This window comes from Sphaerotilus sp. FB-3 (assembly GCF_023706025.1).
Taxonomy (GTDB): Bacteria; Pseudomonadota; Gammaproteobacteria; order Burkholderiales; family Burkholderiaceae_C; genus Sphaerotilus; species Sphaerotilus sulfidivorans.
Window position 1 is genome coordinate 44729 of sequence record NZ_BQWE01000046.1, and the last position, 25109, is coordinate 69837.

Consider the following 25109-nt stretch of genomic DNA (forward strand, 5'->3'; position numbering starts at 1 on the left):
TCAGCCTTCACGGGAGACAAGGACGATGGATCTGCTGCAAGTGCGCGGCCTGCGCGCCGGCTACGGCAAGGCCGAGGTGCTCTCGGGCCTGGACCTGAAGCTGCCCCAGGGCAGCGTGGTGACGGTGATCGGCCCCAACGGCGCCGGCAAGTCGACGACGCTCAACGCGCTGATGGGCATCCTGCCGGCCAGCGGCGCGATCTCCTTCGACGGCCGCGACATCATCGACGTGCCGCTCGAGGAACGGGTGATGGCCGGCCTGGCGCTGGTGCCCGAGAAGCGCGAGCTGTTCTCGACGATGACGGTCGAGGACAACCTGGTGCTGGGCGGCTGGCGCCAGAAGCGCCGCGGCAACGACCAGTGGCTGGAGCAGCTCGAGCGGGTCTACACCCTGTTCCCGCGCCTGAAGGAGCGCCGCGACCAGCAGGCCGGCACGATGTCGGGCGGCGAGCGCCAGATGCTGGCGGTCGGCCGCGCGCTGATGAGCCAGCCCAAGGTGCTGATGCTCGACGAGCCCAGCCTGGGCCTGGCGCCGCTGATCGTGCGCGAGATCTTCCGCATCATCGAGCGGCTGCGCGAGACGGGCGTGTCCATCCTGCTGATCGAGCAGAACGCGCGCGCCGCGCTGGAAGTGGCCGACTACGGCTATGTGCTGGAGACCGGCGCGATCGCGCTGGAGGGCCCGGCGCGCGAGCTGGCGGTCGACCCGCGCGTCATCGAGACCTATCTGGGCGCGAAGAAGTGATGCGCCCCGGAGCCCGGACATGAGCTACACGCCCCCCCTGGAGCGCATGCGCTTCGTCATCGAGCAGGTGCTCGACGCGCCGGCCTCCTGGCGCGCGATGCCCGACTTCGCCGAGGTCGACGCCGATCTGGCGCGCGAGGTGCTGGAGCAGGCCGGCCGCTTCGCGCAGGACGTGATCGCGCCGCTGAACGGCCCGGCCGACCTGCAGGGCTGCACCTGGCAGTCCGGCGGCGCGGTGAAGACGCCCGACGGCTTTCCCGCCGCCTGGCGGGCCTTCGTCGAGGGCGGCTGGCCCGCCCTGCCCTGCGCGCCCGAGGACGGCGGCCAGGGCCTGCCGCAGCTGCTCAACGCCGCGCTCTTCGAGATGCTGGTGGGCGCCAACCACGCCTGGACGATGTATCCCGGCCTGCTGCACGGCGCCTGCGAGGCGATCCGCCACCACGCGGTGCCGGCGCTGCGCGAGCGCTACCTGCCCAGAGTCGTCAGCGGCGAATGGCTGGCGACGATGAACCTGACCGAGCCGCAGGCCGGCAGCGACCTCGGCCTGAGCCGCACCCGCTGCGAGCCGGTGGATGCGGCCGCGCCGGTCACCAACGGCGCAGCGGTCACGGTCACCGGCCAGAAGATCTTCATCTCCGGCGGCGACCAGGACATGACGGACAACATCGTCCACCTGGTGCTGGCGCGCCTGCCCGGCGCACCGGATGGCACCAAGGGCCTGACGCTGGTGCTGGTGCCCAAGATCCTGCCCGACGGCCGGCGCAACGGCGCCTGGTGCGATGGCATCGAGAAGAAGATGGGCATCAAGGGCAGCGCCACCGCGCAGATGCGCTTCGAGCAGGCCGAGGGCTGGATCCTGGGCGAGCCCAACGCCGGCCTGGCGGCGATGTTCCTGATGATGAACTCGGCGCGGCTGCATGTCGGCATGCAGGGCCTGGGGCACCTGGAGGCGGCCACCCGCATCGCCTCGGCCTACGCGCAGGAGCGGCTGCAGCTGCGCGCGCCGAGCCGCCCGGCCGGCATCGACGCTGCAGCCGCCCGCGGCCCCGACCCGATCGCCTGGCATCCGGCGATGCGCCGCATCCTGCTCGACCTGCAGGCCCGCACCGAGGGCGCGCGGGTCATCGCCTACTGGACCGCGCTGCTGCTCGACGAGGCCGAACACCATCCGGACGCCGCGGTGCGCACGCAGCGCCACGATCTGGTCGCCCTGCTCACGCCGGTGGTCAAGGCCTTCCTGACCCACCTGGGCCACCACGGTGCCAACGAGGCGCTGGGCGTGCTCGGCGGCCACGGCTATGTGCACGACTGGGGCATCGAGCAGCATGTGCGCGACAGCCGCATCGCGCTGATCTACGAGGGCACCAACGAGATCCAGGCCATCGACCTGCTGATGCGCAAGGTGCTCGACCGGCCGGGGCGGCTGGCGCTGCTGCTCGAGGTGCTGCGCGGCGAGGCCGGCACGCTCGACGCGCTGGCCGGGACGGCCGCGGACGGCGATCCGGCCGGCCTGGCGCGCTGGGCCGCGCTGCTGCGCGACGAGGCCGCGACCCTGGAGCGCGCCACCGCGACGCTGCAGCGCGAGCGCGCGGCACGGCCGGACCTGCCCTTCCTGGTGGCCGACGACTATCTGCACGCGCTCGGCCACACGCTGCTGGTCTGGGCCTGGGCGCGGCTGCTGCGCGCCAGCCTGGGCGACCTGGACGCGGCACGGCGCCAGCGCCTGCAGGCGCTGTGCGCGCACGGCCGCGACTGGCTGCTGCCGGCCGCGCGCTGGCGCTGGACGCGCATCGAATCCGGCGTGCCGGAGCTGGCGTGGCCGGGTCTCTGAGCCGCTCGCCCGCAGGCCCGCCGCCCGAGTGCGGGCAAGATGGCGGCATGGACACCTCCCACGCCAAGAAGAATCCGGTCCGCCAGGGCGTGCTCGACGATGTCGTCGGCTACCACGTCGCCCGCGCGCGGGTCACGACGCAGGCGATGTTCCTGCGCCATGTCGGCCAGCCGCTCGAGCTGCGCCCGGTCGAGTACTCGCTGCTGATGCTGCTCGACGCCAGCATCCGCCTCACGCCGAAGCAGCTCGCGCAGGCGCTGGCGCTGTCGGCGCCGAACCTGACGATCCTGCTCGACCGCATGCAGGAGCGCGGCCTGATCGAGCGCATCCGCAGCGAGACCGACCGGCGCTCGCAGCATGTGCTGCTGAGCTCGGCCGGCCGCGCGCTGACCGACCAGGCGCTGGCGCGCACGCCGGCGATGGAGGCCGACCTCGACGGCGCGCTCAGCCGCGCCGAGCGCGCGATGCTGATCGAGTTGCTCGACAAGGTCGCGCGGCATCAGGTCGGTGCTGCGGACTGAATCGCAACAGATCGACACGCAAGAAGACACGCCCTCACACCTGCTAAACCCATTGAAACATTCCGACCCGGAAGAATCGCCCTTCTCGACGGGAGGAAGAAACAATGGTTACGACAGGTTCCTGGACTGGAAGCCGGATCAGGGCAGCCGCGGCAGCCAGCCTGATCACGCTGCTGCTGGGCGGCTGCGGCGGCTCCGGCAACACCAGCGGCGACAGCAGTGGCGGCAGCTACGGCAGCACCGGCACGACCAGCAGCCTGGGCTGCAGCGATGTGGCGGGCGCCTCGGCGACGGTCCTGGCCCGGATCAATGCGCTGCGAGCGGTGGCGCGCCAGTGCGGCAGCACCCGCTTCGCGGCGGCCGGCGCGCTGAGCTGGAGCGGCACGCTGGCCAGCGCCGCGCAGGCACATGCCAGCGACATGGCCCGCAGCAACTATTTCGACCACACCGGCCTGGACGGCTCGACGCCCGCCAGCCGCGCCCGGCGGGCCGGCTACACCAGCGATCAGGTCGGGGAGAACATCGGCGCGGGCTACGCCTCGGCCGAGGCCGCGCTGCAGGGCTGGCTGGCCAGCGCCGGCCACTGCTCGGCGCTGATGAATGCCGGCTTCCAGGAGGTCGCACTGGCCTGCACGCCCTCCAGCACTGCACAGTACGACAGCTACTGGGTGCTGATGCTCGGCCGGCGCTGAGGCGCCGAGGCACCGAGCCCCGGCCGCCGCCAGGCTCAGATCTTCAGGATGTGCTGGCGGTAGTACTGCAGCTCGTCGATCGACTCGTGGATGTCGGCCAGCGCGGTGTGCTTCTGGTGCTTCCTGAAGCCTTCGACCAGGCCGGGCTGCCAGCGCCGCGCCAGCTCCTTCAGCGTCGAGACATCGACGTTGCGGTAGTGGAAGAAGGCCTCCAGGCGCTTCATGTAGTTGGCCATGAAGCGGCGGTCCTGGCAGATGCTGTTGCCGCACATCGGCGAGGCCTTGGCGCTGACGTACCTGCGCAGGAACTCGATCACCTGCAGCTGCGCGGCGTCCTCGTCGATCGTCGAGGCCTTGACCCGGTCGATCAGGCCGCTCCTGCCGTGCGTGCCCTTGTTCCAGGCGTCCATCCGGTTCAGCACCTCGTCGGACTGGTGCACCGCGATCACCGGACCCTCGACCCGCACATGGAGCTGCGCGTCGGTGACGACGACGGCGATCTCGATGATGCGGTCGGTCATCGGATCGAGCCCGGTCATCTCCATGTCGACCCAGATCAGGTTCTGGTCATGGCGGGCGAGCTCGGGAACCGCCGGGGCTTCGGGGGCGGCGGGAACAGTCAGGTCGGACATCGGGGACTCCATCGGAAGGCCGGGATTTTCCCACGCGCCATCGGCGAGAATGCCGCGCATGAACTCGCTTGTCGTGATGTCCGTCTTCGCCGCTGCCGTGATGCTGCGGCTGGTGCTGCGGCTGTGGCTGATCGGCCGCCAGATCCGCCATGTGGCACGCCACCGCGACACGGTGCCGGCCGACTTCGCCGGCACCGTCAGCCTGGAGGCGCACCGCAAGGCCGCCGACTACACGATCGCGCGCCAGCGCCTGGAGCTGCTGACCACCGCCTGGGGCAGCGCGGTGCTGCTGGGCTGGACGCTGCTGGGCGGGCTCGACGCGCTCAACATCCTCGTGCGCGAGGCGGTGCTGCCGCGCTGGGGCGACCTGGCCTACCAGATCGCGCTGGTGATGGCCGTCAGCGTGATCGGCAGCCTGATCGACCTGCCCTTCGACCTGTGGCGCACCTTCCGGCTGGAGCAGCGCTTCGGCTTCAACCGCATGACGCCGGGGCTGTGGCTGAAGGATGCGGCGGTGGGCGCGATGGTCGGCGCGGTGGTCGGCGTGCCGCTGCTGGCGCTGGTGCTGTGGCTGATGGCCGCCGCCGGCCCGCTGTGGTGGCTGTGGGCCTTCGCGGCGCTGGCTGGCTTCACGCTGCTGATGCAGGTGGTCTATCCGACCGTCATCGCGCCGATGTTCAACCGCTTCCAGCCGCTGGCCGACGAGGCGCTGAAAGGCCGCGTCGAGACGCTGATGCAGCGCTGCGGCTTCCGCGCTCAGGGCCTGTTCGTGATGGACGGCTCGCGCCGCTCGGCGCACGCGAACGCCTATTTCACCGGCTTCGGCGCCTCCAAGCGGGTGGTGTTCTTCGACACGCTGCTGTCGCGGCTGACGCCCGGCGAGGTGGAGGCGGTGCTGGCGCATGAGCTGGGCCACTTCCACCATCGCCATGTCCCGAAGCGCATCCTGATGCTGATGGGCGTGTGGCTGGGCAGCCTGGCACTGCTGGGCTGGCTGATGGGCCAGGCGGCCTTCTACACCGGCCTGGGCGTGCAGCCCAACATGCTCGCGCCCAACCATGCGCTGGCGCTGCTGCTGCTGATGCTGGCCGGGCCGGTGTTCGGCTTCCTGCTGGCGCCGCTGACCGCCGCCAGTTCGCGCCGCCATGAGTTCGAGGCCGATGCCTATGCCTGCCGCCAGGCCTCGGGCGCCGATCTGCGCGCCGCACTGCTCAAGCTCTTCCAGGACAATGCCTCGACGCTGACGCCGGACCCGGTGTACGTGCGCTTCCACTATTCCCACCCGCCCGCGTCGGAGCGCCTCGCCGCGCTGGCCGGGCGCTGACCCCCGCTTCATGCCGCAAACCATCGAACTCGACATCGGCCGCGTCATCGCCGGCCACGGCCGCCACTACATCGTCGAGACGCCCGAGGGCCGCGAGGTCCAGTGCAGCACCCGCGGCAAGAAGAGCGACTGCGTCGTCGGCGACCGGGTGCGCTGGCAGGTCACCGACAGCCGCGGCCACGAGGGCGTGATCGAGGCGATCGAGCCGCGGCGCAACCTCTTCTACCGCCAGGACGAGTGGAAGACCAAGTCCTTCGCCGCCAACCTCGACCGGCTGCTGGTGATGGTCGCCGCCGAGCCGGTCTTCAGCGAGAGCCAGCTCACCCGCGCGCTGATCGCCGCCGCGCACGCCGGCATTCCGGCGCACATCCTGCTGAACAAGACCGACCTGAGCGAGGCGGCCGCGGCCGCGCGCGCGCGCCTGGCGCCCTACGCCGCGATGGGTCACCCGATCATCGAGGTGGCGCTGAAGACCCGCCCCGACGAGGCCAGAGAGCGCCTGGCCGCGCTCTCGAGCGGCGCCACGCTGGTGCTGGGGCCGTCGGGCACCGGCAAGAGCACGCTGGTCAATCTGCTGGTGCCGGACGCGGCCGCGCAGGTCGGCGAGATCTCGACCGCGCTGAACTCCGGCCGCCACACCACCACGCACACCCGCTGGTACTGGCTCGACAAGGCGCATGAGGCGGCGCTGATCGACTCGCCCGGCTTCCAGGAATTCGGCCTGCGCCAGGTGCCGGTGGCCGATCTGGCCGCGCTGATGCCCGATTTCGCGCGCCATCTGGGCGCCTGCCGCTTCGCCAACTGCAGCCACGACCATGAGCCGGGCTGCCAGGTGCTGGCGGCCCTCGAGCGCGGCGAGATCACCGACATCCGTCACCGCATCTACCTCGACCTGCGCGACGAGCTGACCCGCACCCGCTGGTGAGCCGCGCGCCCGGGCCCGTGGCTCAGGCGCCGGGCTCGAGCACCGCGCTCGAGGCGCGCCACAGGCATTCGCGCAGCAGCTTCACCCGTGCCGACTCCAGCCGCCAGCTCTGCCAGTAGAGCGTGACCGTCAGGCTGTGGCCGGGACAGAGGTCGACCAGCCGGCCGTCGGCCAGCATCTCGGCCACCAGCGGGCGAGGATGCAGGCCCCAGCCCATCCCGATCAGACCGGCCTCCAGAAAACTCTGGGTCGAGAAGCCCCACCACTGCGGCGGATGGCAGTCCTCGCCGGCCACCTGACGCAGGAAGCGGTGCTGCATCAGGTCCTTCTGGTTGAACACCAGCATCGGCGCGCTGCGGAAGCCCTCCACCAGCGTTCGTCCCTCGAAATAGCGGGCTCGGAACGCCGGACTGACCGCCGCGACATAGGACATCTGCCCCAGCGCATCGACCCGGCAGCCCGCCAGCGGCTCGGCCGCGGTGGTGACCGCGCCGATCACCGTGCCGTTCTTCAGCCACTCGCGGGTGTGGTCCTGATCGTCGACCTCCAGCGCCACCGTGTCGCCGGTGCGGGCATGGAAATCCGCCAACGCCGGCAGCACCCAGGTCGCCAGGCTGTCGGCGTTGACCGCGATCGGGATGCTGCGGGGGCCGACCGGATCGACCTCGGCCAGCGGCTGCAGATCCTCGCGCAGGTCGGCCTCGAGCAGCTCGATCTGCAGGAAATGCCGGTACAGCCGCGCGCCCTCGGGCGTGGCCTCGGCCGGACTGGCGCGCACCACCAGCATGCAGCCCAGGCGATCTTCCAGCGCCCGCACCCGCTGCGAGATCGCCGAGGGCGTCACATGCAGCTCGCGCGCCGCGCGCTCGAACGAGCCCAGCCGCAGCACCATCGCCAGCGCCCGCAGCGCCACCAGATCGATCATGAAGTGAAGCTCAGCTTAATCATGCTTATGAAGTTTAGCTGGCCTGCATTCAGCACGGAGCCTACGCTGGCGGCCATGAGCTTCAGCACCTTCTCCCTCTCGACCTACTTTCTGGGCATGGCGACCTGCGCCGGCCTGATCATCGCGATCGGCGCGCAGAACGCCTTCATCCTGCGCCAGGGCATCCGGCGCGAGCATGTGGGCGCGGTCGTCGCGGTGTGCACCCTGTCGGATGTGCTGCTGATCGCGCTGGGCACCGCCGGCATCGGCCTGGTATCGGACCGGCTGCCGATGGTGGTGCCGATCATCACGGTGGCCGGCATCCTGTTCCTGTCGGTCTATGGCTGGCAGGCGGCGCGGCGGGCCTGGCAGCCGGCGGCAGCCGGGCTGACCAGCCGCGAGGATGACGCGCCGGTCGGCCGCGGGCGGGTGATGCTGCAGGCCGCTGCCTTCAGCTGGCTCAATCCGCATGCGTGGCTGGACACCACGGTGCTGATCGGCTCGCTGGCGAATGCGCAAGGGGCGGACGGGCGCTGGGCCTTCGCGGCCGGCGCGGCTTCGTCGAGCCTGCTGTGGTTCACGCTGCTGGCCTGGGCGGCCGGCCGCCTGGCGCCGCTGTTCCGCCGCCCGCAGACCTGGCGGGTCTTCGATGCCAGCGTCGCGCTGATGATGATGGGCCTGGCCGGCGGACTGACGATGCGCTCGCTGCACCCCTGAGCCGCACGGCGGCGGCAGGCAGACGCCGCCCTCAGCCCAGCAGATTGGCCAGCGACAGCAGCGCCAGCAGCAGCATCCACAGCACCATCGAGCGCCAGACCAGCCCGACCACCGAGCGCAGATGCGCCAGCGTCGGGGCGGCGCCCGGCATGCTGCCCTGGCCGTCATCCTCGTCGACCGGCAGCATCGCGTCGAAGGTGGTCGACACCGAAGCCGGTGCGATGACCGGCGCGGCCGCGCCACCCAGCGACACGCCGCAGGCCCCGGCCGCGGCCGACAGCAGGATGCCGTCGTTGTCGTTCTTCCAGAGGCCGGCGTGCTGGCGCCAGCCATCGACCGCCTCCTCGAAGTTGCCGACCACCGCGAAGCCGGCCGCGGTCATGCGCGCCGGCACATAGTCGAGCACCGAGAAGGCCAGCTGCGAGCGCCGCGACAGCCCCTCGTTGACCGCAGCGACCTCGGCGCGGGTCTTGAAGGCCCAGTAGCGCGAGCAGAACTCGGCCATGCGGTAGACCACCGCACCGACCGGCCCCAGCCCCATCGCCGAGCCCAGCACGAACCAGAAGAACACGCCGAAGACATGGCGGTGCGCGGCCAGCAGCGCATGCTCGATGACATGGCGCAGCAGCTCGGTGCGCGGCAGCTCGCTGGCATCGAGATGGCGCCACTGCTGCAGCACCGTGCGCGCGCGCTCTTCCTGGCCCTGCTCGAGCGCGTCGCGGATGTCGGTGAAGTGATGGCTGAACTGGCGGAAACCCAGCGTCAGGTAGAGCACCACCAGATTCCACAGCAGGGCCAGCAGCACGCTGTAGTGGTCGAACAGCTTGAACACGCCGAACACCAGCAGCGAGGGCACGCTCAGCGTGACCGCCCAGACCACCCAGGCATGGTGCTCGCGGCCGGCGTCGAAGTTGCGCGCCGTCCAGCGCGCCCAGTCGATCAGGGATTCATGGACAGGATTGCCCTGCGGCAGCGGACGCAGCTGCTCGACGATCAGGGCCAGCAGGACGGCAAGAAAACTCATGCCATGAATGATAGCGGTGCCGATGCCGCTCCCGCCTGAGCCCGCGCCAGGAAGTGGTAGAGGTTGCGCAGCATCGCGGCGGTCGCTCCCCAGATGAAATATTCGCGCTCACCTTCGCGCCACGGCATCGACAGGAAGCGCCTGCCGGCATCGCCGTCGAGCTGGTGAATGCGGTGATGGGCAGGCGTCATCAGGAACTGCAGCGGCACCTCGAAGGCCTCGGCCACCTCGAAGGCGTCAAGCGAGAGCTCGAAGGGCGGGTGCACCAGCGCGACCACCGGCGTGACCCGGTAGGCGGTCACGGTGGTGTAGACCGGCAGCGCACCGATCACCTCGACATGGCGGGCATCCAGGCCGACCTCCTCGCGCGCCTCGCGCAGCGCGGTCACCACCGGATCGGTCTCGCCCGGATCGACCCGGCCGCCGGGAAAGCTGATCTGGCCGGCATGGTCGCGCAGATGGTCGGTGCGCCGCGTCAGCAGCACCCGCAGCCCATCCTCGCGCGGCACCAGCGGCACCAGCACCGCGGCGGCAGCCGGCGTGCGCTCGGCGAGGGGTCCGCCGCCGTCCCCGGGCAGCTCGGGCGGCCAGTCGGTCGGCGCGGTGGCGAAGACATGCCGCAGCACCGGCGGCAGCAGCAGCTGCGGCGGCAGCGCAGGCAGGTGATCGTCGGCGCGCGTCACCGGCACGGCGCGCGGATCACGGATGAGCGAGGGTCGGGCCATGCCTTTCAGCATAGGCCGAAAATGACAAGGCCGCCCGAAGGCGGCCTTGCAGCTTTGCCGATGATCTGACGATCAGGCCAGCTTTTCCTTGATGCGGGCCGACTTGCCGCTGCGCTGGCGCAGGTAGTACAGCTTCGCACGGCGCACGTCGCCGCGGCGCTTGACCTCGATCGAGGCGATCAGCGGGCTGTACAGCTGGAACGTACGCTCCACGCCTTCGCCGCTGGAGATCTTGCGGACGATGAAGTTGCTGTTCAGGCCACGGTTGCGGCGGGCGATCACGACGCCTTCGTAGGCCTGGACGCGCTTGCGGGTGCCTTCGACGACGTTGACGCTGACGATCACCGTGTCGCCGGGGGCGAACTCGGGAATGGTCTTGTTGAGACGAGCGATTTCTTCTTGCTCGAGCTGACGGATCAGATCCATGAGGGGCTCCTGAGATCGTGCCTGCAGCGGCGGAGGCGCCCGTGCTCGGACGCCTGGTTGCCTTCAGGCAGAGGATCAAAACCGAAGATTATAGCTCGGTTTTCGACAGGAACTGCACCAGGAACTGCTCGTCGGCGCGACTGAGGCGTCCGGCGGCCCGCGCCGCCTCGATCAGGTCAGGCCGACGCCGGGCAGTGATGGCCAGCTGCTGCTCGCGCCGCCAGCGCTGGATGCGGGCATGGTGGCCCGACATCAGCACCTCCGGCACCCCATCGTCGCCCAGGCGCTCGGGACGGCTGTAGTGCGGGCAGTCGAGCAGGCCGTCGGAGAAGCTGTCCTGCTCGTGCGAGGCCGCGTCGTGCAGCACGCCGGGCTGCAGGCGCGTGACCGCATCGAGCAGCGTCAGCGCCGGCAGCTCGCCGCCCGACAGCACGAAGTCGCCCAGGCTGATCTCCTCGTCGACATGGCGGTCGACGAAGCGCTGGTCGATGCCCTCGTAGCGGCCGCACAGCAGCACCGCGCCGGGCGAGGCCGCCAGGCGCTGCACCCGCGCCTGCGTCAGCGGCGCACCGGCCGGGCTGAACAGGATCACCGGCGCCTGCGCACCTTCAGGCTCGGCGCGGTCGGCGCGCAGCGCCGCCAGCGCCCGCTCCAGCGGCTCGACCAGCATGACCATGCCCGGGCCGCCACCGTAGGGCCGGTCATCGACCCGGCGGTAGTTGTCGTCGGCGAAGTCGCGCAGCGGCCACAGCCGCACATCGACCTGGCGCGTCGCGTAGGCGCGGCGGGTCACGCCGACCTTCATGAACGGGTCGAACAGCTCGGGAAAGAGGGTCAGGACATCGAAGCGCATGCCATCCGGTCCGGCACGCGGCACCCGCGCGACGGCAAGTCAGTAGTCGAGGCCCCAGTCGGCGGTGATGCGCCGTCCGGGCAGGTCGACGCCATCGATGTAGGCGGCGACGAAGGGAATCATGCGCTCGACGGTGCGCGCCTTGCCGGCGGCATCGGTCGAGGCCTGCTCGAGCCGCATCACGCAGTGCGGCCCGGTGTCGATCATCTCGGCGACAGTGCCCAGCGGCTCGCCCTCGCGGTTGACGACCTCCAGGCCGATCAGGTCGACCCAGTAGTACTCGCCGTCATCGGTCGAGGGGAAGCTCTGGCGCGACACGAAGATGCGTGCGCCCTTGAGCGCCTCGGCGCCGTTGCGGTCGGCGACTTCGCGCACCGACGCGACGATGCCGTCGCCGTGCTCCTTCACCAGCGTCACATGCAGCAGGCGGGGCAGCGGCGGCGCGTCCTTCGGACGCGGCTTGCCGGCCGGCGGCTGCAGGAACCAGCGGCGCGACGAGAAAAGCGCCTGGGGATCGGCGGCATGCGGCTGCACGCGCAGCCAGCCCTTGATGCCCCAGGCATCCTGCACCCGCGCGACCTCGACGGCGTCGTCGGGCCAGGCCACGTCGTCGTCGTGAGGCTGCGTGTTCATCGGAATCCGTTCAGGTCAGACGAGAGATGCAGGGAAGACCGGTCGGGCCGATCTCAGGCGGCAGCGGCCGGAGCAACGGCAGCGCCCTTGGCCTGCTTGACCAGGCGGTCGACGGTCGGCGACATCTGGGCGCCGACACCGGTCCAGTACTCGACGCGGTCGAAGGCGACGCGCAGGGCTTCGGCCTGGCCGGAAGCGACCGGGTTGTAGAAGCCGACGCGCTCGATGAAGCGGCCGTCACGGCGCTCGGCCTTCGGGGCGACGACGATGTTGTAGAACGGGCGCTTCTTGGAGCCGCCGCGGGACAGACGAATCACGACCATGATGTTTCCTCGATCAGAAGGTGTCAGGTTCGGGGCGCAGGTACCGGTGCCCCGGAATGACCGGTGATCCACAGGACCGGGAGACACGCAGGCCGGCAGATCGAAGTGACGAATGCATTGACAATCAGGCTTCTCCCGGCCCCGTTAGATACGTGCTGCGTGGCATGCTGCCGATCAGCCGTCGCCGGAAAACCCGAGATTATAAGCTGCCTTCGATGCCCGAGACACTGATTCGCCCCAGCCTGCCGACCGACGTGGCGGCCATCGCCGAGATCTATGCCTGGAATGTGCTCCACGGCACCGGCACCTTCGAGACCGAAGCGCCCGACGCGACCGAGATGGCACGACGGCGCGACGAGGTGCTCGGCCGCAATCTGCCCTGGCTGGTGGCCGAGGTCGACAGCGGCGACGGCCGCGGCCCGCAGGTCGTCGGCTATGCCTATGCCAACCTGTTCCGGCTGCGACCGGCCTGGCGCTTCTCGCTGGAGGACTCGATCTATCTGGGCCCGCAGGCGCAGCGCCGGGGCCTGGGCCGGCTGCTGCTGGCCGAGCTGATCGCGCGCTGCACCGCGCTGGGCGCGCGGCAGATGTTCGCGGTCATCGGCGACTCGGCCAATGCCGGCTCGATCGGCGTGCACCGCGCCTGCGGCTTCGAGCACACCGGCGTGATGCGCGACTCGGGCTGGAAGTTCGATCGCTGGCTGGATGTGGTGATCATGCAGCGCGCGCTCGGCGACGGCAGCGCCTCGGCGCCAGCCGGCGACTGATCCCGCCCGGAGCCGCGAGATGAGCGCCCACCCCCGCTCCAAGACCCGCGCCACCTGGCTGACGCTGCTGGGCGGCACCTTCGGCCTGCACCGATTCTGGCGTCACGGCCTGCGTGACGCCTGGGGATGGCTGCATCTGCTGGCCACGCTGACCGGGCTGGCCGGCCTGCAGCGGCTCGACGCCTTCGGCATCGACGATGCCCAGGCGGCCTGGATGCTGCCGCTGGGCGGGCTGTCCTTCGCCGCGGCGATGCTCGCGACCATCCTGACCGGCCTGACGCCCGACGAGCGCTGGGATGCGCAGCACAACGCCGGGCGCAGCGGCGGCACGCCGCCCAGCGGCTGGGGCGCGGTGCTGGCGGTGATCGCCGCGCTGCTGATCGGCACGACGGTGCTGATGTCGTCGATCGCCTTCGGCCTGCAGCGCTGGTTCGAGGCGCAGGCCGAGGCCGACCTGCAGACGCCTCAGAGAATCAGCGTGCCCAGGTAGTAGGCGCCGGCCGCGACCGCCGCCGAGGCCGGAATCGTGAAGATCCAGGCCCAGACGATGTTGCCGGCCACGCCCCAGCGCACCGCCGAGGCGCGCTGCGTCGAGCCCACGCCGACGATGGCGCCGGTGATGGTGTGCGTGGTCGACACCGGCACGCCCAGCCAGGACGCCAGGAACAGCGTCATCGCGCCACCGGTCTCGGCGCAGAAGCCGCCGACCGGCTTGAGCTTGGTGATCTTCTGGCCCATGGTCTTGACGATGCGCCAGCCGCCGAACATCGTGCCCAGGCCGATGGCGATGTAGCACGACCAGATGACCCAGCCCGGCGGCATCGCGTCGGTGGCACTGGTGTAGCCGGTGGCGATCAGCAGCATCCAGATGATGCCGATGGTCTTCTGCGCGTCGTTGCCACCGTGGCCCAGGCTGTACAGGCCGGCGGAGACCAGCTGCAGGCGCCTGAACCAGTTGTCGATCCGGATCGGCGTGCTGCGCCGGAACAGCCACGCGACGATCACCATCAGCAGCGAGCCCAGGATGAAGCCCAGCGTGGGCGAGACCAGGATGAAGGCGACCGTCTTCCAGATGCCCGCGCCGATCAGCGCATCCAGCCCGGCCTTGGCGGTCACCGAGCCGACGATGCCGCCGATCAGCGCATGCGAGGAACTCGACGGAATGCCGTAGAACCAGGTGACCACGTTCCAGGTGATCGCCCCCACCAGCGCGCCGAAGACGACGTGATAGTCGACGATGCCCGGCTCGACGATGCCCTTGCCGACGGTGGCGGCGATCTTCAGGTGGAAGATGCCGATGGCGATGAAGTTGAAGAAGGCCGCGAACAGCACCGCCTGCTGCGGCTTGAGCACGCCGGTGGAGACGACGGTGGCGATGGAGTTGGCCGCATCATGGAAGCCGTTCATGAAGTCGAACAGCAGCGCCAGAGCGACCAGCAGCACCACCACCCAGAGACTGACCTGAATGCCGTCCATGATGCGATCAGGAATTTTCGAGGACGATGCCCTCGATCAGGTTGGCCACGTCCTCGCACTTGTCGGTGATCGACTCGAGCATCTCGTAGATCGCCTTGAGCTTGATCAGCTCGCGGATGTCCTGCTCTTCGCGGAACAGGCGCGACATCGCCGAGCGCATCACCCGGTCGGCATCGGACTCGAGGCGGTCGATCTCCTCGCAGGTCTTGACGGTGGCCTCGGCGACGCTGTGGTCGCTGAGCTTGCCCAGCAGCGACACCGCATGCGCGACGCGCTCGCCGCACTTGGCCGCCAGATCGCCCAGGCGCAGCACCTCCTCGGTGATGGTGCGCACGTCGTACAGCGCCAGCGTCTCGGAGACATCCTGGAACAGGTCGAGCACATCGTCCATCGCGTTGATCAGGCCGTGGATCTGCTCGCGGTCGATCGGGGTGATGAAGGTCTTGTGCAGCAGGCGGTTGACCTCGGCGGTCACCTTGTCGGCGGCGTGCTCGGCCGCGTCCACCTCGGCGGCGTACTTCTCGCGCAGATAGGTGTCGCCGTAGTTCTGCAGCAGACTCTGGAAGGAGCGCGATCCGGCGACCATCGCCTCGCCGTGCTTGTTGAACAGTTCGAAGAAATTGCCTTCGCGCGGCAGCAGCTTGCCGAACAGCATGTTGAGCTCCAGGGGGGAGAGGGACAGGAACGGTCAGGGGGTGACCGAATGCCCGCCGGGCGGCGGCAACCTGTCACGAAATTGTCATGATTGGAAACGCCGGAGTGTAGCCGCTTGGCGGGCACAGGCCGGAAACGCCTCAGTCGGGCCGGCGCTCCAGGCCCTGTTCGCGGGCCAGCCGGTCGGCAAGCGCCTGCAGCCCAGCCCGATCGGCGCGGCCCGGCAGCGGCAGCGCGCCCCCCAGCGCGGCATGCAGCTCCAGCAGCGGCAGCAGCACGAAGGCTCGCTCGAGCAGGCGCGGATGCGGCAGCAGCAGCACCGGATCGTCGCTGGCCAGATCGTCGATCAGCAGCACGTCGAGGTCGAGCGTGCGCGGCGCGTTGCGCCAGGGGCGCTCGCGGCCATGCGCGTTCTCGATCGCCTGCAGCGCCGCGAGCAGCTCGCGCGGCGCCAGCCGGGTCTCGATCGCGGCGACCGCGTTCAGGTAGTCCGGGCCGGACGAATCGACCGGCCGGCTGCACCAGCGCCCCGACACGCCGAGCCAGCGGCTGTGCGGCAGCGCGGCAATCGCGGCGCAGGCCGCGTCCAGCGTCGCGTCCAGGTCGCCGAGGTTGGCGCCCAGACCGATGACGGCACGACGCGGCGCGGCCAGCGGCTCAGTCACCGCCGGCATCGGCCCCGGCGAGGGCCGGCGCGCCGTCGGCGCGCGCACCCGCCGGCTTGCGGCGGCGGCGGCGCTTCTTCGCCGGACCGCCGGACGCGCCGGCTGCGGCCTCGGCCGGCAGCTCGCCGGCGGCCACTGCAGCGCGGCGCGCCTGGTCCTGCTGACGCGCCTCGACGAAGAGCTCCTCGCGCAGCGCGTCGTCGGCGGTCGAGAAGCGCTCCCACCAGTGCGCCAGGTCGGCATCGGCCTCGCCGGTGTCGGCGCGCAGGCGCAGGAAGTCGAAGCCGGCACGGAAGCGCGGCTGCGCCACCAGCGCCAGCGCCGCCGACGGGGTGCGCCGCTCCAGGCGCGGCTGCATCATCCAGATCTCGCGCATGTCGGCGGCCAGCTTGCCGCGGCCGGAAATGTCGCCGATGCGCGCGTCGAACACCGCATCGATCGCCAGCTGCAGCGCCGGCACCGGCAGCTCGCCACGGGCGCGCAGCTCGTCGGCACGGCGCACCACGTCATGCCAGAGCATGCACGCCAGCATGAAGCTCGGCGCCACCGGCTTGCCCTCGCCGACACGGCGATCGGTGTCGGCCAGCGCGCGCTGGATGAACTGCTCGCGCCCGTCGTCGCGGTGCACATCGTCGAGCACCGCGTCGAGGATCGGGAAGATGCCGCTGTGCAGGCCCTGCTTGCGCAGCTCCTCCAGGCTGGCCAGCGAGTGGCCGGTCTGCAGCAGCTTGATCATCTCGTCGAACATCCGGCTGGCCGGCACCGCCGACAGCAGCTCGGCGCAGGCGCGGATCGGCTCGCGGGTGCCGGGCTCGATCTCGAAGCCCAGCTTGGCGGCGAAGCGCACCACCCGGATGATGCGCACCGGGTCCTCGCGGTAGCGGGTGACCGGGTCGCCGATCATGCGCAGCACGCGGGCGCGCGCGTCGGCGATGCCGTCGTGGTAGTCGACGACGATGCGCCGGCGCGGGTCGTAGTAGAGCGCGTTGACGGTGAAGTCGCGCCGCGCCGCATCCTCGTCCTGCGGCCCCCAGACGTTGTCGCGCAGCACCCGGCCGCTGGCGTCGACCACATGGCTCTTGTCGGCCAGCGCGGCGCGCGAGGTCTTCTCGCTGCCCTCGACCTGCTCGGCGGCGGCCGGGTCGAGGTAGGCGCGGAAGGTCGAGACCTCGATCACCTCGTGCTCGCGACCCCGGCCGTGCACGACATGCACGATGCGGAAGCGCCGGCCGATGATGAAGGCGCGACGGAACAGGCCCTTGACCTGCTCGGGCGTGGCGTTGGTGGCGACGTCGAAGTCCTTCGGCCGGTGGCCGAGCAGCAGGTCGCGCACCGCACCGCCGACGATGTAGGCCTCGAAGCCCGCGTCCTGCAGCGTGGTGACCACCTTGACCGCGCGCTCGTCGAGCAGCGAGGCATCGATGCGGTGCACCGAGGCCGGCACCTCGACGCGCGTGCCGCGCACCGGGCCGGCCACCGCAGCGGCCGCGACTTCCGCCGCGGCGACGGCCACCGGCGTCGGTTCGACAGGCAGCGGCAGCGCGGCAGCCGGCGCGGGCGCGGCCGCCGGTCGCAGCGACACCGCCTCGAGGGTGGTCTCGCCGACCGGAGTGGACAGGCTCGACTTGCCGAGCAGCTTGCGGATGATGTTCTTGATCATGGGAAGAGACGCAGTATGCGCCAGCCGCGCTGCGTGGCGGTGGCCTCGAGCGCCGGGCTCGGGTTGGTGGCCACCGGATCGGTGGCGATCTCCAGCAGCGGCAGGTCGTTGGGCGAGTCGCTGTAGACGCTCACCCCGGAGAAGTCGGCCAGCGAGGCGCCCTGCCCGGCCAGCCAGTCATGCACGCGCTCGACCTTGCCCTCGCGGAAGGTCGGCGTGCCGCGCACCCGGCCGAGCCAGCGGCCGTCGGCCTCGCGCTCGAGCTGCACCGCCAGCAGATGCTCGACGCCGAACTCGGCCGCGATCGGGGTGGTGACGAACTCGTTGGTCGCGGTGACGATCGCCACCAGATCGCCGCGGCGCTGGTGATGGCGCACCAGCTCCAGCGCCTGGGGGGTCACCCTGGGGCGCAGCACCTCGGCCAGGAAACGCTCGCGCGCGGCCAGGGCCTCGGCCAGCGGGCGCTGACGCCACACCGAGGTGGCGAAGTCGATGTAGGCGTCGAGATCGAGCGTGCCGGCCTGGTAGTCGGCATAGAAGGCATCGTTGCGGCGACGGAACTCGTCGGCATCGGCCCAGCCGATCTCGACCATGAAGCTGCCGAAGGCATGGTCGGAGTCGATCGGGATCAGCGTGTGGTCCAGGTCGAACAGGCAGAGATGGCGGGAGGGTGCGGTCATCGGTTCGGTTCGGGTAAGGGGCGAGGCGCGCTGGCGGATCCGAGCACGGCTCAGATCTCGTCCGGCTCCGCCAGCATCTGCCGCAGCAGCGCCAGCGTGACCGCCTTCTTGTTCGACAGCGCGTAGCGGTCGAGCCGGTCGAGCAGCTCCATCAGCGGCACCAGCTCCTTGCCGGCTCGGCCCACCAGCTCGGCCATCATCTCGTCGTCGAGGGTGATGCCGCGCCGCTCGGCCTCGCGGCGCAGCAGCGCGCGAACCTGCTCGTCGGTCGGGGGCACCAGGCGGTAGACCAGCCCCCAGGCCAGCCGGGTGCGCAGGTCGTCGCGCACCGGCAGGTCCACCGGCGGCAGCCGCCCGGCCGCCAGGATCGGCACGCCCAGCGTCGTGGCCTCGACGAACATCCGGAAGGCCTCGTGCTGGCGGCGCCGATCATAGCGGTCGCAGTCGTCGAGGATCAGCAGCCGGGCCTCCTCGTCGAACTCCCAGGGTACCGGCGACTTCAGGTCGAAGGCCGCCACCCGCAGCCCGAAGGACTGCGTCTGGCTGGCCGCGGCCTGCATCAGATGCGACTTGCCGCTGCCCGGCGGACCCCACAGATACAGCGGCATCGTCGGGTTGGGCGCCAGCAGCGCCATCAGCACCTGTTCCCACTGCGCGTTGGCGCCGGGAACGAAGGTATCGAAGCGCAGCACCGGCTCCGGCCCGAAGGCCAGCGGCACCTGTCGCATCGTCGAGGACGGGTCACGGGACATGCGTGCGGAGAAGGTCGTTCGTTGTCGTTCGGGCATCAGCCACGGTAGAGCCGGCTGTCGACATAGGCCCGTCGCACCCGGCGCAGTGCCACCAGCACCAGCGCACCGGCCGGCAGCGCCAGCAGCACGCCGACGAAGCCGAACAGGTGCCCGAAGGCCAGCAGCGCGAAGATCACCGCGATCGGGTGCAGGCCGATGCGCTCGCCGACCAGGCGCGGCGTGAGCACGAAGCTCTCGAGCACCTGGCCGACCCCGTAGATCAGCAGCACCGCACCGGCGCCGTACAGGCTGGCGAACTGCAGCACCCCGGCCAGCAGCGCCAGCGCCGCGCCCAGGCCGAAGCCCAGGTAGGGAATGAAGATCGCCAGCCCGGTGAACACGCCCAGCGGCAGCGCCAGCTCGAAACCGGCCAGCGCCAGGGCCGAAGTGTAGAAGGTCGCCAGCACCAGCATCAGCAGCAGCTGTCCGCGCAGGTACTGCCCGAGCACCTGGTCGCACTCCTCGGCGAAGCCGCAGACCGCCTCCAGATGGCGCGGCGGCACCAGACGGCGCAGCCGCCCGGTCAGCATCGGCCAGTCCAGCAGCAGGTAGAACATCACCACCGGCACCAGCACCGCATTGCCCACCAGCGCCAGCAGCACGCTGCCGCCGATGCGCGCCGAACTCAGCAGCGCGGCCAGCATGTCCTCGCCGCCGGCATCGAGATACTTGACCACGAAGGCCTTGATGCCGGCGATGTCCAGCCTGACGCTGATGCCGTACTGCGCCAGCCACGGCGCCAGCCCGTCGTTGATGCGGGCGGCCAGCTGCGGGATCTGCTCGCGCAGCCGGGGCAGCTCATGCGAGATGACCGGCACGATCAGCAGCAGCACGCCCAGCAGCGCGGCCATCGCGATCAGCTCGACCAGCAGCGCCGCCAGCGCCCGCGGCAGGTGCAGATGCCGCTGCAGCCGCCCGACCGCCGGCTGCAGCGCATAGGCCAGCACCAGCGCCGCCAGGAAGGGCGTGAGCACCGGCGCCAGCAGCCACAGCAGCAGCCCGGCCAGCAGCGCCACGCCCAGCCAGGCCAGCATCAGGCCCCGGGCTCGGGTCAGTCTCGGCAGGGAGCGGCTTGTCATCGGGTCGTGCGGGGTCCTGGGCAATGCGGATGAAGGCTCTGGCCGGCCTCAGTGCCAGCGCGGCGGCCCGGCCTCGCGCAGCGCCGCCAGCTGCGCGCCGATGCGGCGCCGGTCGGCGGCGCCTCGGCCGGCATGGTCGAGATAGCACTGCAGATCCTCGATCGCCTCGGTGGTCAGGCCGAGCTGCGCCAGCGTCAGGCCGCGCTCGCGCCGGCAGGTCCAGTTCTCCGGCTCGAGCGCGACCTGCCGGTGCTGGATCTGCAGCAGGCGCGCCGGATCGCCGTCGGCCCGGTGGACCCGCTCGAGGTTGCGCAGCATGCGCGACAGGATCTCGCGCGCCGAGGCCGGCTGCAGATGCTCGGCCAGCAGCTCGCCCAGCGCGCCGGAGGCCGCCTCGACGCCGAGCCGCGACATCGCGTCGAGATCCAGCCAGGGCTCGAGCCGCTCCTCCAGCTCGTGACGCGACAGCGAGCGCCCGCTGAGCGGATCGATCACCGCCTCGCCCATCGGCAGGTGCAGCTTGACCAGGAAATGCCCCGGGAACGCCAGCCCGTCCGCCTGCAGGCCGATCTGGCCGGCCAGCTCGAGGTAGATCACCGCCAGGGACACCGGAATGCCGCGCCGCTGGCGCAGCACCTGATGCAGATGGCTGCAGGCCGGCTCGTCGACATCGCCGGCGATGAAGCCGAGATCCTTGTAGAGGAAATGATGCAGGGCCTGCACCCGCTGCAGCGGCGAGGCATCAGCGGCCAGGCGCCTGCGCAGCCGCCAGGCCAGGGTGTCGAGCTCGGTCTGCACCGCCTGCAGGTCCAGCCCCGGCTCCTCGGCCTGCGCGATCGCGGCTGCCGCCTCGGTCAGGGACAGGCTGTCGTCGTCGGCGACCAGCGCGGCGAAATACTCGAGCGGGGACAGGGAGCTGCGGTCCATGGAGCGAAAGTGTATCGACAGCGCGCGCCGGGCCTGCGGATGCCTGGGGATTCGCGCCGATCTCACTGCCGCCGCGCGAACTGGCGCAGGTCCAGCCCCAGCAGCCGCAGCACGCCGAAATACAGCAGCGCCACCCCGCCGAGCACCCCGGCAAGCACCAGCGCACGCCAGCCCGGCTGGCTGCGCAGACCGATCCAGTCGACGGCCTGGGCCGCCCAGGCCAGCGCCGCGCCCAGCGCCACGCAGCCCGCCGCCACCCGCAGCGCAAAGCCGCCCCAGCCCGGCTCGGGCCGGTAGCTGCCGCGCCGGCGCAGGCCCATCAGCAGCCAGGTCGCGTTGACCAGCGCGGCCAGGCCGATCGACAGCGCCAGCCCCGCATGACCCAGCAGGGGAACGAAGACCAGGTTCATCAGCTGCGTCAGCGCCAGCACGACGATGGCGATGCGCACCGGGGTGCGGATGTCCTGCTTCGCGTAGAAGCCCGGCGCCAGCACCTTGATCGCCACCAGCCCCATCAGGCCGGCACCATAGCCCATCAGCGCGATCACCGTCTGGCGCACATCCTCGGCGGTGAAGGCGCCGTAGTGGTACAGCACCGCCACCAGCGGCTGCGGAAACACCAGCAGCGCCACCGCACACGGCAGCGCCAGCAGCACCACCAGCCGCAGGCCCCAGTCGAGCAGGCCCGAGTAGCGCTCGGTCTCGCCCTTGGCCTGCGCGGCCGAGAGCTGCGGCAGCAGCACCACGCCCATCGCCACGCCCAGCAGCGCGGTCGGGAACTCCATCAGCCGGTCGGCATAGGTCAGCCACGACACCGAACCCGCCACCAGATGCGAGGCGATCTGGGTATTGACCAGCAGCGACAGCTGCGCGACCGACACGCCCAGCAGCGCCGGCGCCATCTGCCTGAGGATGCGGTGCACGCCCTCGTGGGCCCAGGCGCGGCGCAGCGCCGCCAGCCCCAGCCCCAGGCGCGGCAGCATGCCGATGCGTCGCAGCGCCGGCACCTGCACCGCCAGCTGCAGCACGCCGCCGACCATCACCCCGACCGCCAGCGCATAGACCGGCCGCAGCCCCCAAGCCTCGAACTGCGGCCGCAGCAGCCAGGCGGCGGCGATCACGCTCAGGTTCAGCAGCACCGGCGTGGCGGCCGGCACCACGAAATGCTTCCACGAATTCAGGATGCCCGCCGACAGCGCCACCAGCGACATGCAGCCGATGTACGGGAACATCAGCCGGGTCATCACCACCGCGGCCTCCTGGCCGTCGGCCGGCAGGCCCGAGGCCATCGCCCAGACCAGCACCGGCGCGCCGATCACGCCCAGGGCACACACCGCCACCAGCGCCCACAGCAGCACGGTGGCCACCGCATCGATCAGCGTCTGCGTCTTCTCGTCACCCTCGGTGGCCCGCGAGGCGGCCAGGATCGGCACGAAGGCCTGCGAGAACGCGCCCTCGGCAAAGAGCCGCCGCAGCAGGTTCGGGATGCGGAAGGCGACCTGGAAGGCATCGGTGGCCGCGCTGGCGCCGAAGGAGGCAGCAATGAGCTGCTCGCGCACCAGCCCGGTGATGCGCGAGGCCAGCGTGAGCGCAGACACGACGGAGGCAGAACGAAGCAGACTCATGGATGGGGACTTGAGCGTCAGGGGTCGCAGGTCTTGCGATTATCAATGCTATACTGCTAGGCTTTTCCACCCGGAACACGAAACACACCATGGCCACCTCGTCCAAAGCCAAGAAGAAGACCGTCCGCATTGCCTCGGGTCGCAAGCGTGCGCGTCAGGATGTCAAGCTCAACGCCGCCAACACCGCGCTGCGTTCGAAGTTCCGCACCGCCGTCAAGGGCGTGCTGAAGGCCGTCGCCTCCGGCGACAAGTCCAAGGCAGGCGACACCTTCAAGACCGCCCAGGCCGTGATCGATTCGATCGCCGACAAGGGCATCTTCCACAAGAACAAGGCCTCGCGCATCAAGAGCCGCCTGTCGGCCAAGATCAAGGCCCTGGCTCCGGCCCAGGCCGCCGCCTGAATCAGCTGATCCGGGTGGATCCCAGCAAAAGCCCGCTTGCGCGGGCTTTTTGCTTTGCGCGAAGGGCTCAGCCCCCCGCCACCTTGTCCGCCTCGCTGGTGAAGGCATCGGCGAAGAATTCCTCCTCCGGCAGACCGCAGGCCGCGACGAAGTCGCGCTGCGCCGACTGCACCATCACCGGCGCGCCGCAGGCGTAGACCTGATGGCCCGACAGATCGGGCAGGTCCGCCATCACCGCCTGATGGACAAAACCGGTGCGACCGCTCCAGTCGGCCTCCGGCTCGGAGAGCACCGGCACGAAGCGCAGCCACGGCAGCCGCGCCGCCGCCGCCTCGGCCCAGTCGCGCAGATAGAGATCGGCCGCCCGGCGTGCGCCCCAGTACAGCACCGTCGGCCGGGTCAGGCCCTTGGCCTCCATGTGCTCGATCAGCGCCTTGATCGGCGCGAAGCCGGTGCCCGAGGCCAGCATCACCACCGGCCTGGCGCTGTCCTCGCGCAGGAAGAAGGTGCCGAAGGGCCCTTCCATGCGCAGGATCTCCTTCTCCTTCATCGCACCGAAGACATGGTCGGTGAAGCGCCCGCCCGGCATGTGGCGGATATGCAGCTCCATGACGCCCTGTGCCAGCTCGGGCGCGCTGGCCATCGAGTAGCTGCGCCGCGCGCCATCGCGCAGGATGAACTCGACATACTGGCCGGCGTGGTACTGGAAGGACTGGTTGGCCGGCAGCTGCAGCTTCAGCACCGCCACATCGGCGGCCGGCCGCTGGATCGACATCACCCGCGTGGGCATCTTCAGCACCGGGAACTGGTCGGCGGCCGTGACCTGGCGCGACTCGATGATGCAGTCGGTCTGCGGCGTGGCGCAGCAGCTCAGGATCAGGCCGGCGGCCTCCTCCTCGGCGCTGAGCGCCTTGAGCTGGTGCGCACCGTGGATCACCCGGCCTTCCAGCAGGCGGCTCTTGCACGAGCCGCAGGCGCCATCCTTGCAGCCATAGGGCAGACCGATGCCCTGGCGGATCGCCGTGGGCAGCATGACCTCGTCGCGCGCGACCTCGAACTGGCGGCCGGAGGGCTGGACGGTCACGGTGAAATTCATCTCTTATCCTTCGGGGTTGTCATCACATCACCACGGGGCGAGATTGTGCCGCACCACCACCGGGGCCTGCGCCCTGCACTGCCTGCCGCGGCGACCCGCCTGCTGCGGCGCCCGCGCCTGCTGATCGTCGGCTGCGGCGATGTCGGCCAGCGCGTGGCCCGGCTGCTCGGCGAGCGCTGGCGCCTGGTCGCGCTGACCTCGGATGCCGCGCGCATGCCGGCACTGCGCGCGCTGGGCATCCGGCCGCTCGTCGGCAATCTGGATGAGCCCGCCACGCTGCGCCGGCTGGGCGCGCTGGCGCCGCGGGTGCTGCATCTGGCACCGCCGCCGGGCCACGGCACGGACGACCCGCGCACCGCGCACCTGCTGCAGGCGCTGGCCCGTCACGCGCCGCCGGGCGGGCACCGGCTGGTCTACGGCAGCACCACCGGCGTCTATGGCGACTGCGCGGGCGCGCGCTTCGACGAGACCCGCCCGGTCGCGCCGGCCAGCGAGCGCGCGCGTCGGCGTGTGGCCGCCGAGGCGAGGCTGCGCCAGGCGGGCGGCAGCGGCCGGCTGAAGGCGACGATCCTGCGCATTCCCGGCATCTACGCCGGCGACCGCCCGGGCGGCCATCCGCGCGAGCGGCTGCAGCGCGGTACGCCGGTGCTGCGCGCCGAGGACGATGTGCACACCAACCACATCCATGCCGACGACCTGGCGCGCGCCTGCGTCGCCGCGCTGCTGCGCGGGCGACCGCAGCGGGTGATCCACGTCTGCGACGACACCGAGCTGAGGATGGGCGACTACTTCGATCTGGCCGCCGACCTGTGCGGGCTGCCCCGCCCGCCGCGCATCAGCCGCGCCGAGGCGGCGCAGCGGCTCTCGCCGATGCAGATGAGCTTTCTGTCGGAGTCGCGCCGGCTGGTCAACCGGCGCCTGAAGGACGAGCTGAGGCTGACGCTGCGCCACCCGAGCGTGGCGACCGGTCTGCTGGCCTGAGGCCTGGAGCG

Annotated in this window: 29 protein-coding genes; 11 read left to right on the top strand and 18 right to left on the bottom strand. The window is 70.8% G+C overall.

Annotated features, from left to right (window positions below; translation table 11 throughout):
• Positions 1 to 25 precede the first annotated feature (25 nt).
• The 4 genes from NFT33_RS15635 to NFT33_RS15650 all read left to right on the top strand — a co-directional run bounded on the left by NFT33_RS15635 (position 26) and on the right by NFT33_RS15650 (position 3789).
• Positions 26 to 745 carry an ABC transporter ATP-binding protein gene (locus tag NFT33_RS15635; RefSeq protein ID WP_220786075.1) on the top strand — a complete coding sequence of 240 codons (720 nt, stop codon included), beginning with the start codon at positions 26 to 28 and terminating at the stop codon, positions 743 to 745.
• A gap of 19 nt (positions 746 to 764) precedes the next feature.
• On the top strand, positions 765 to 2576 hold the full coding sequence (locus NFT33_RS15640; protein WP_251676732.1) for an acyl-CoA dehydrogenase: 1812 nt from the start codon (positions 765 to 767) through the stop codon (positions 2574 to 2576).
• Positions 2577 to 2623: 47 nt separating this feature from the next.
• Positions 2624 to 3097: a MarR family winged helix-turn-helix transcriptional regulator gene (locus NFT33_RS15645; protein WP_251676734.1), complete on the top strand. Its 474-nt coding sequence runs from the start codon at positions 2624 to 2626 to the stop codon at positions 3095 to 3097.
• Positions 3098 to 3201: 104 nt separating this feature from the next.
• Positions 3202 to 3789: a CAP domain-containing protein gene (locus NFT33_RS15650; RefSeq protein ID WP_251676736.1), complete on the top strand. Its 588-nt coding sequence runs from the start codon at positions 3202 to 3204 to the stop codon at positions 3787 to 3789.
• 35 nt (positions 3790 to 3824) lie between these two features.
• On the opposite strand, the gene orn is transcribed toward NFT33_RS15650, so the two are convergent.
• Entirely contained in the window at positions 3825 to 4421 is a 597-nt protein-coding gene (gene orn / locus NFT33_RS15655) for an oligoribonuclease (protein ID WP_251676738.1), read from the bottom strand.
• 58 nt (positions 4422 to 4479) lie between these two features.
• Here orn and NFT33_RS15660 point away from each other — a divergent pair, with 58 nt between their 5' ends.
• A complete protein-coding gene (locus NFT33_RS15660; RefSeq protein ID WP_251676740.1) occupies positions 4480 to 5745 on the top strand; it encodes a M48 family metallopeptidase in 1266 nt (421 codons plus the stop codon).
• A 10-nt stretch (positions 5746 to 5755) separates the two neighbouring features.
• The gene (gene rsgA / locus NFT33_RS15665; RefSeq protein ID WP_251676742.1) at positions 5756 to 6670 is read left to right on the top strand and encodes a ribosome small subunit-dependent GTPase A; all 915 of its coding nucleotides are present in this window, start codon (positions 5756 to 5758) and stop codon (positions 6668 to 6670) included.
• A gap of 22 nt (positions 6671 to 6692) precedes the next feature.
• Here the strand turns inward: rsgA and NFT33_RS15670 are convergent, their stop codons facing one another.
• Positions 6693 to 7595 carry a LysR family transcriptional regulator ArgP gene (locus NFT33_RS15670; protein WP_259373347.1) on the bottom strand — a complete coding sequence of 301 codons (903 nt, stop codon included), beginning with the start codon at positions 7593 to 7595 and terminating at the stop codon, positions 6693 to 6695.
• Positions 7596 to 7670: 75 nt separating this feature from the next.
• Between NFT33_RS15670 and NFT33_RS15675 the strand changes: the two genes are divergently transcribed.
• Positions 7671 to 8312 carry a LysE/ArgO family amino acid transporter gene (locus tag NFT33_RS15675; RefSeq protein WP_251676744.1) on the top strand — a complete coding sequence of 214 codons (642 nt, stop codon included), beginning with the start codon at positions 7671 to 7673 and terminating at the stop codon, positions 8310 to 8312.
• A 31-nt stretch (positions 8313 to 8343) separates the two neighbouring features.
• On the opposite strand, the gene NFT33_RS15680 is transcribed toward NFT33_RS15675, so the two are convergent.
• From NFT33_RS15680 to rpsP, 6 genes are all read right to left on the bottom strand, one after another.
• Positions 8344 to 9336, bottom strand: a complete 993-nt coding sequence (locus NFT33_RS15680; RefSeq protein WP_149502612.1) for a CobD/CbiB family protein — start codon at positions 9334 to 9336, stop codon at positions 8344 to 8346.
• Positions 9333 to 10061: a CoA pyrophosphatase gene (locus NFT33_RS15685; RefSeq protein WP_251676752.1), complete on the bottom strand. Its 729-nt coding sequence runs from the start codon at positions 10059 to 10061 to the stop codon at positions 9333 to 9335. The genes NFT33_RS15680 and NFT33_RS15685 overlap by 4 nt, the downstream gene beginning before the upstream one ends.
• A gap of 72 nt (positions 10062 to 10133) precedes the next feature.
• Entirely contained in the window at positions 10134 to 10487 is a 354-nt protein-coding gene (gene rplS / locus NFT33_RS15690; protein ID WP_037479324.1) for a 50S ribosomal protein L19, read from the bottom strand.
• Between the two features lie 88 nt (positions 10488 to 10575).
• Complete coding sequence (gene trmD, locus NFT33_RS15695) at positions 10576 to 11340, bottom strand: tRNA (guanosine(37)-N1)-methyltransferase TrmD (RefSeq protein WP_149502610.1); 765 nt, start codon at positions 11338 to 11340, stop codon at positions 10576 to 10578.
• 39 nt (positions 11341 to 11379) lie between these two features.
• Complete coding sequence (gene rimM, locus NFT33_RS15700; RefSeq protein WP_149502609.1) at positions 11380 to 11973, bottom strand: ribosome maturation factor RimM; 594 nt, start codon at positions 11971 to 11973, stop codon at positions 11380 to 11382.
• 53 nt (positions 11974 to 12026) lie between these two features.
• Positions 12027 to 12296, bottom strand: coding sequence for a 30S ribosomal protein S16 (gene rpsP, locus NFT33_RS15705; protein WP_149502608.1), 270 nt, complete (start codon positions 12294 to 12296; stop codon positions 12027 to 12029).
• 215 nt (positions 12297 to 12511) lie between these two features.
• Here rpsP and NFT33_RS15710 point away from each other — a divergent pair, with 215 nt between their 5' ends.
• The gene (locus NFT33_RS15710; protein ID WP_220786065.1) at positions 12512 to 13063 is read left to right on the top strand and encodes a GNAT family N-acetyltransferase; all 552 of its coding nucleotides are present in this window, start codon (positions 12512 to 12514) and stop codon (positions 13061 to 13063) included.
• 19 nt (positions 13064 to 13082) lie between these two features.
• Positions 13083 to 13553, top strand: coding sequence for a hypothetical protein (locus NFT33_RS15715; protein ID WP_251676754.1), 471 nt, complete (start codon positions 13083 to 13085; stop codon positions 13551 to 13553).
• Here the strand turns inward: NFT33_RS15715 and NFT33_RS15720 are convergent.
• The 9 genes from NFT33_RS15720 to murJ all read right to left on the bottom strand — a co-directional run bounded on the left by NFT33_RS15720 (position 13529) and on the right by murJ (position 22620).
• Complete coding sequence (locus NFT33_RS15720; protein ID WP_251676756.1) at positions 13529 to 14539, bottom strand: inorganic phosphate transporter; 1011 nt, start codon at positions 14537 to 14539, stop codon at positions 13529 to 13531. The genes NFT33_RS15715 and NFT33_RS15720 overlap by 25 nt on opposite strands.
• A 7-nt stretch (positions 14540 to 14546) precedes the next feature.
• Positions 14547 to 15194, bottom strand: coding sequence for a DUF47 domain-containing protein (locus tag NFT33_RS15725; protein WP_037479331.1), 648 nt, complete (start codon positions 15192 to 15194; stop codon positions 14547 to 14549).
• Between the two features lie 139 nt (positions 15195 to 15333).
• Positions 15334 to 15867: a 2-amino-4-hydroxy-6-hydroxymethyldihydropteridine diphosphokinase gene (gene folK, locus NFT33_RS15730; RefSeq protein ID WP_376744174.1), complete on the bottom strand. Its 534-nt coding sequence runs from the start codon at positions 15865 to 15867 to the stop codon at positions 15334 to 15336.
• The gene (gene pcnB, locus NFT33_RS15735) at positions 15851 to 17518 is read right to left on the bottom strand and encodes a polynucleotide adenylyltransferase PcnB (RefSeq protein WP_251676760.1); all 1668 of its coding nucleotides are present in this window, start codon (positions 17516 to 17518) and stop codon (positions 15851 to 15853) included. The genes folK and pcnB overlap by 17 nt, the downstream gene beginning before the upstream one ends.
• Complete coding sequence (locus NFT33_RS15740) at positions 17515 to 18198, bottom strand: histidinol-phosphatase (RefSeq protein ID WP_220786061.1); 684 nt, start codon at positions 18196 to 18198, stop codon at positions 17515 to 17517. The genes pcnB and NFT33_RS15740 overlap by 4 nt, the downstream gene beginning before the upstream one ends.
• A gap of 50 nt (positions 18199 to 18248) precedes the next feature.
• Entirely contained in the window at positions 18249 to 18950 is a 702-nt protein-coding gene (locus tag NFT33_RS15745) for an HdaA/DnaA family protein (protein WP_251676762.1), read from the bottom strand.
• Between the two features lie 35 nt (positions 18951 to 18985).
• A complete protein-coding gene (locus NFT33_RS15750; RefSeq protein ID WP_251676764.1) occupies positions 18986 to 20068 on the bottom strand; it encodes an AI-2E family transporter in 1083 nt (360 codons plus the stop codon).
• A gap of 48 nt (positions 20069 to 20116) precedes the next feature.
• Positions 20117 to 20995: a SirB1 family protein gene (locus tag NFT33_RS15755; RefSeq protein WP_220786059.1), complete on the bottom strand. Its 879-nt coding sequence runs from the start codon at positions 20993 to 20995 to the stop codon at positions 20117 to 20119.
• 62 nt (positions 20996 to 21057) lie between these two features.
• Entirely contained in the window at positions 21058 to 22620 is a 1563-nt protein-coding gene (gene murJ, locus NFT33_RS15760) for a murein biosynthesis integral membrane protein MurJ (RefSeq protein ID WP_251676766.1), read from the bottom strand.
• Positions 22621 to 22709: 89 nt separating this feature from the next.
• Here murJ and rpsT point away from each other — a divergent pair, with 89 nt between their 5' ends.
• Positions 22710 to 23021 (top strand): 30S ribosomal protein S20, encoded by a 312-nt coding sequence (gene rpsT, locus NFT33_RS15765; protein WP_037479336.1) that lies wholly within the window; start codon positions 22710 to 22712, stop codon positions 23019 to 23021.
• Positions 23022 to 23088: 67 nt separating this feature from the next.
• Here the strand turns inward: rpsT and NFT33_RS15770 are convergent, their stop codons facing one another.
• A complete protein-coding gene (locus NFT33_RS15770) occupies positions 23089 to 24117 on the bottom strand; it encodes a CDP-6-deoxy-delta-3,4-glucoseen reductase (RefSeq protein ID WP_251676769.1) in 1029 nt (342 codons plus the stop codon).
• 45 nt (positions 24118 to 24162) lie between these two features.
• On the opposite strand from NFT33_RS15770, the gene NFT33_RS15775 reads away from it, so the two are divergent.
• Entirely contained in the window at positions 24163 to 25098 is a 936-nt protein-coding gene (locus NFT33_RS15775; RefSeq protein ID WP_251676771.1) for an NAD-dependent epimerase/dehydratase family protein, read from the top strand.
• Positions 25099 to 25109 lie beyond the last annotated feature (11 nt).